Source organism: Flavobacterium sp. (assembly GCF_028712645.1).
Lineage (GTDB): Bacteria > Bacteroidota > Bacteroidia > Flavobacteriales > Flavobacteriaceae > Flavobacterium.
In genome coordinates this window covers 1-4,964 of sequence record NZ_JAQTPQ010000255.1, presented here as the reverse complement: position 1 = coordinate 4,964, position 4,964 = coordinate 1, and the positions used below count along the sequence as shown (strand labels likewise).

Below are 4,964 nucleotides of genomic sequence, written 5' to 3'. Positions count from 1 at the left end.
TTATTCGATGTTAGAGAAATTTCGGTATTAAATCCTCCAAACAAGTTGTGACAATTTGCCATATTTATGTGTTTTTATAATTTTTAATAGTTTTGAAAAATTCCAAGATTTCAGGTTTTGTTGCAAATGTATTGCCAACTTGATTTCCTAGTGATTGTATTGTTAATAGTGTATTTTTATCAGCTCTATCCATAGTAATAACATTCATTTGAGCTTTCGACAATTCAGGAGATTTTATTCTAAAATAATTCCCTTTAGGAGTTATTTTTGGTACAATTTTCTGTAAAAAATAGTCTGTAAAAAAAGATTGTCCATCCAAAGTCGTTTGAAACATCTTTTCTTTCCAACCAATAATTGACTTTGATTTATTTGAAGTAGATATCCAACCGTTTGGATTAGTTATACTAGAAATTGATAAAATGCTAAAATCATCATATTCTTTACCTTCCCCAACATAATAATCAATAGCTTCCAATAAACCATAAAGTGAGGGATTGTTTGCCCAAACACCTCCGTCAGTATATAAAAAGTTGTTATGCTCGTGAACTGGATAATAACTTGGAGCGGCAGAAGTAGCTAATGCAATATCTACAAGTTTTATATTTTTATCTACAAAATGTTCAGTTTGATTACCAGATTTTTTAAAAACTTTTGGTTGTCCATTGGTTAAATTAAAACTTGGAATACAAAGCAAATTATTGGCATCCCCCATTGTTTTATCTCCAAACAAATCATCAAGTATTTTTTTCAAAGGCTTGACAGAATGTTTATTGGAGAAAAATATTTGCTTAATAGTTTTATATGAATTCTGAAAACCTCTAATAATATAACTATTTGAAGTAGGGAATATTCTAGAACCTTTAGTACTATATAAATCCACTAATGATTGAGCACTCATTCCATTGGCTAAACCAATTGCGATTAAACCACCAGTGGAAGTACCACATATCATATCAAAATAATCCGTAATATTTTTTCCTGTTTTATTTTCAAAAGATGCTAAAATGGATGCACTATACAATCCTTTAATTCCACCACCATCAATAGATAAAATTTTAAACGTTTTATTTTCCATAACTACTACTTGATAAAGCGAATACTAACCCAACAAAACCAATAAGCAATCCAGCTGATACTTGAGGACTTTTTATTACATTATGCTGAATATCATTACAGAAACTTTCACAATTATAGTTTATCAAACTATATGGTTTACCTAATTTAGTCAATGCCTTCTGAACTATTTGTTTTCTTTCAAAATTGTTTCCTTGAAACTTTTCTATGCGTGTCACACTTTTTACATCATAAAAAAAATCTTCTACTCTAGTTAGTTTTACACCAACACCAAACACGTTTTCACAAATAAGATGCTGTCCTAAATTATTATACCCTAAATACAATGCGTGATGTTGCACTAAACCTAAAAGACTTTTTGGAATAATTATTCTGTCTCCGGGTTCTAAATTAAAGTGTTTTACTATATTCATATTTTTTATTTTATAGGTTCCATATTAATTGAATTGTCTAAATTGTCTTTTACAGAAGCGTTTGCGACCGTTCTTAAATATTCGACATTTCCAATAGTAACAACCGTTACTAATGCGCCAATCTGCCAATTAGGATAGCCCCAGGTAATTGTTTTAATAGTTTTTTTTGATTTCAACAAGTTAATTGCATTTGATTCAGATGTTTTTACACCCATATTAAATGAATTATTTTCGTTTACAGTATGTAACATTACATCTGTGATTCTTTCGGAGTTGTCTTTCCAAACTCCCGAGATAAAGTAATCGGCTAATTTTGTCATTTTTAATGTTTTTTATTGTGTTATACATTGTAATGCTATGAAAAAGTGATAAATTGCCATCGCTGTGGAAATTTTAAGATAAATTAAAGCATTACTATATAAATGGGAGTTGAATATCGAAAAGTTGCAACATTTGACGAAAAATGCAGGGCTATTCAAGAAGTATACACTCCTGAATTCAATACGCTATTGATGAAACATTGTATAGTAAGACTAAATAGTGTTTTTAAAATTAAATACGATTTGGGAAAAGGTTTTAGAGGTCTTATGATTGAAGATTTTATTAGTGAAACAATTGAATCATTTCTTAAAATTAACGGTCGAAATTGGTATCCTGAAAAATTTCCTGATTTTCGAAAACAAATTATTAGTGCATTGGATAGCGTAATTTCTAATAATTTGAAGACAGAATTAGAAAAAATGAATTCCACATTCGAAATTTTAGATAATGACACAGAATTTTCGTTTGATGATTCCAATTATCAGGAGATGTTATCAATCTGTAACGATGAATTGATTTTATTAGGTGCAACCGATGAAGAATTATTATTATTTGAGCCTTATATTATAAATGGTATGAGGCGACAGGATTTAGCAGATTTATTTGGTATAAGCCTAGCAGAATTAACCAACATAAAGAAAAAATTAGAAAGAAAATTGCCAGTTATCAGAGAAAAACTCAAAGTATTGAATTATGAAAAATAATTTCATAAATAAAATAGACAATGCCATAATTTCTCAAATTATTGAAGGAGATTATTCGGCTTATGATTCTATCCTTTTGGAACAAGGATATGATTTAAATTTGATTGAGACCCATTCTCAAAAAAATTTCAAGAAACAAGCATTTTTATTAAAAGGAATGATGAACAAGCAAAAAGATATTATGCTATTAGAAAAAGCATCCAGTCTTTTGCGTGAAGCTATTGAAAAAAATATTGATAAACCTATAAGTTATTTAAAAGGACTAATCGAAAATAACCAGTTTCAAGTTCAATACAGAAATCTTGAAAATCTGGATATTGAAGAAATTCAAGAGATAATAAAAGATCAAAATTTACTTGAGCTATTAGAGGAATTGGAAAATGATAAAGAACAGTAAAGGGTCAAGAAAAGCTAAAGAACTATTGCTTGAAATTGGCTTTGAAGAAATCACAGATATACCTATGGATATATTTGTTGCCGGTCTTGGAGCAACACTTATTGAAATACCACTAAAGAATTCAGATGGTAAAATTGTAAGAGGAAATTCTAAAACTCTAATAAAAATTAATTCTGAAATTCAATTTGAAGAAAGAAAGAGATTTACTATTGCTCACGAAATAGGTCATTTTTTACTACATAGTAAATTAGATCTTGGAGCACATAATGAAACTTCAAATACTTTAAATTGGTTTAATACTACTGTTCAACAAGCAAAAAAAGGAATTCAAGAATGGGAAGCTAACGATTTTGCATCTGAACTTTTGATGCCTGAAGACCTTATTAGAAAAGAAACATTTAGAAAAAAATTTTCTCCCGATTTAGTTAAAAATTTATCAATAAGATTTAAGACTAGTTTGACTTCAATAATCTACAGATTATTATCCCTAGATATTTATCCACTTTTTGTTGTGTTTGTAAATAAAGGTGTAGTACGATATTGGAGTAAATCAAATAATTTTTGGATAAAAGTCAAAAACATTACCAAATTATCGCCTCCTGAGGATTCTGTTGCATTAGAATATATAGATGCTAATTATGAATATCTTTATTCTGGCAATGAAAAAGCACAACAAATCTACAAATCTATATGGTTCGAGTTAAAAGATGATGAAGATGATTCGGATTTCTTTGAATATTGTATTCCTACAAAGCAATATGAAACTATTATAAGTGTAATTTGGGAGAAATAAGATAGTTTTGTTTCTTAATATTCCATTCTATACTTTCAATTTTTAGAAAAAAACACTTCCATTATATTGTGTCTATTTTATAAAATCTATATATTTGTTCATAATTTTTATTTGTTCACGAATAATGAACATAAAAAAATAATGAACATAAAGAGATTTTACAATGAATGAAATAGAGATTTTAAATAATGCAATTCATAATTTAGAAAAAAACATTCCACTAAATTGGGACTGGAAAACTGTTGATTATAACAAGGATAAAGAAGTTGATGGAGAATTAAACATTATTGTAAACAATCAACAAAAAATATTTTTTGTTGAGATAAAGAAAGATGTTAAAAACCATCAACTATTTAATATTCTTAATTATAAAAATAAATTCATCAATTTTTTATTGGTGGCAGAAAAATTATATCCTAAAGTAAAAAAAGAACTTCGCGAAAATCGAGTGAATTATCTTGAGAGCAATGGGAATGTATATATTAATACAGATGATTTGTTTCTATATATCGATACGAATGAAGTTACTAAAACTCCAAAAGAAAAAGGAAATAGAGCCTTTACTAAAACAGGATTAAAAGTAATTTTCCATTTTCTGTTAAACCCCAAATTAATCAATCAAACACAACGTGAAATTGCAGAAGTAACGAATGTTGCATTGGGAAACATTCCTTTAATCATAAATGGATTATTGGAAACTAATTTAATAGTAAGGTTAAACAAAAATGAATATGTAATCAATAATTACGAAGAATTACTAAACAAATGGATTACAGAATTTGAACAAACGTTAAAGGCTACTCTTTTTAAACAAAGATTTAGATTTCAAAACAAAGATAAAGATTGGAGAACATTACAATTAAATACCGATAAAACAGTTTGGGGAGGTGAACCTGCTGGGGATATAATAACGAACCATTTACGTCCAGAAAAATTCACTCTTTATACAAAAGAAACAACAAAAGAACTGATAATAAATTATAAACTATTGCCAGATGACGAAGGAGAAGTAGCAGTTTATGATATGTTTTGGGATAATGATTATAATACAAATACGGCTCCAAACGAATTAGTATATGCCGATTTAATGATTACGGATGACAAAAGGTGTAAAGAAACTGCAAAATTAATTTTTGATGAATATATCGAACCAAACCTATAAAGAACTAGCTATTCCTTACTTCAAAGAAGTTTTTGATTGCATTGATGAAGTAATGATCAAACTCAATGTGCCTTATTATCTAATCGGGGCAAGTGCAGTA

At 28.1% G+C, this 4,964-nt stretch carries 7 protein-coding genes; 4 read left to right on the top strand and 3 right to left on the bottom strand.

Features of this window, described 5'->3' with window-relative positions; translation table 11 throughout:
- Positions 1-64: 64 nt before the first annotated feature.
- Genes PHC28_RS15555 through PHC28_RS15545 form a run of 3 tightly spaced genes read right to left on the bottom strand, consistent with a single transcriptional unit; the run spans position 65 to position 1,807 of the window.
- Positions 65-1,075, bottom strand: coding sequence for a CBASS cGAMP-activated phospholipase (locus PHC28_RS15555; RefSeq protein WP_300102734.1), 1,011 nt, complete (start codon positions 1,073-1,075; stop codon positions 65-67).
- Positions 1,065-1,487, bottom strand: a complete 423-nt coding sequence (locus tag PHC28_RS15550) for a lecithin retinol acyltransferase family protein (RefSeq protein ID WP_300102730.1) — start codon at positions 1,485-1,487, stop codon at positions 1,065-1,067. The genes PHC28_RS15555 and PHC28_RS15550 overlap by 11 nt, the downstream gene beginning before the upstream one ends.
- A 5-nt stretch (positions 1,488-1,492) precedes the next feature.
- Entirely contained in the window at positions 1,493-1,807 is a 315-nt protein-coding gene (locus PHC28_RS15545; RefSeq protein ID WP_300102726.1) for a DUF3892 domain-containing protein, read from the bottom strand.
- 102 nt (positions 1,808-1,909) lie between these two features.
- Here PHC28_RS15545 and PHC28_RS15540 point away from each other — a divergent pair, with 102 nt between their 5' ends.
- The 4 genes from PHC28_RS15540 (at position 1,910) to PHC28_RS15525 (ending at position 4,864) form a co-directional block, all read left to right on the top strand.
- Positions 1,910-2,512, top strand: a complete 603-nt coding sequence (locus PHC28_RS15540; RefSeq protein WP_300102723.1) for a hypothetical protein — start codon at positions 1,910-1,912, stop codon at positions 2,510-2,512.
- Positions 2,502-2,909 carry a hypothetical protein gene (locus tag PHC28_RS15535; protein ID WP_300102720.1) on the top strand — a complete coding sequence of 136 codons (408 nt, stop codon included), beginning with the start codon at positions 2,502-2,504 and terminating at the stop codon, positions 2,907-2,909. The genes PHC28_RS15540 and PHC28_RS15535 overlap by 11 nt, the downstream gene beginning before the upstream one ends.
- Positions 2,893-3,702, top strand: a complete 810-nt coding sequence (locus PHC28_RS15530; RefSeq protein ID WP_300102717.1) for an ImmA/IrrE family metallo-endopeptidase — start codon at positions 2,893-2,895, stop codon at positions 3,700-3,702. The genes PHC28_RS15535 and PHC28_RS15530 overlap by 17 nt, the downstream gene beginning before the upstream one ends.
- A 163-nt stretch (positions 3,703-3,865) precedes the next feature.
- Positions 3,866-4,864 carry a type IV toxin-antitoxin system AbiEi family antitoxin gene (locus PHC28_RS15525; protein ID WP_300102714.1) on the top strand — a complete coding sequence of 333 codons (999 nt, stop codon included), beginning with the start codon at positions 3,866-3,868 and terminating at the stop codon, positions 4,862-4,864.
- The last annotated feature ends 100 nt before the right edge of the window (positions 4,865-4,964 follow it).

Excerpts from the sequence above, each read along its gene's own strand:
- PHC28_RS15555 (WP_300102734.1), bottom strand. The coding sequence starts at position 1,075 with ATGGAAAATAAAACGTTTAAAATTTTATCTATTGATGGTGGTGGAATT.
- PHC28_RS15550 (WP_300102730.1), bottom strand. The coding sequence starts at position 1,487 with ATGAATATAGTAAAACACTTTAATTTAGAACCCGGAGACAGAATAATT.
- PHC28_RS15545 (WP_300102726.1), bottom strand. The coding sequence starts at position 1,807 with ATGACAAAATTAGCCGATTACTTTATCTCGGGAGTTTGGAAAGACAAC.
- PHC28_RS15540 (WP_300102723.1), top strand. The coding sequence starts at position 1,910 with ATGGGAGTTGAATATCGAAAAGTTGCAACATTTGACGAAAAATGCAGG.
- PHC28_RS15535 (WP_300102720.1), top strand. The coding sequence starts at position 2,502 with ATGAAAAATAATTTCATAAATAAAATAGACAATGCCATAATTTCTCAA.
- PHC28_RS15530 (WP_300102717.1), top strand. The coding sequence starts at position 2,893 with ATGATAAAGAACAGTAAAGGGTCAAGAAAAGCTAAAGAACTATTGCTT.
- PHC28_RS15525 (WP_300102714.1), top strand. The coding sequence starts at position 3,866 with ATGAATGAAATAGAGATTTTAAATAATGCAATTCATAATTTAGAAAAA.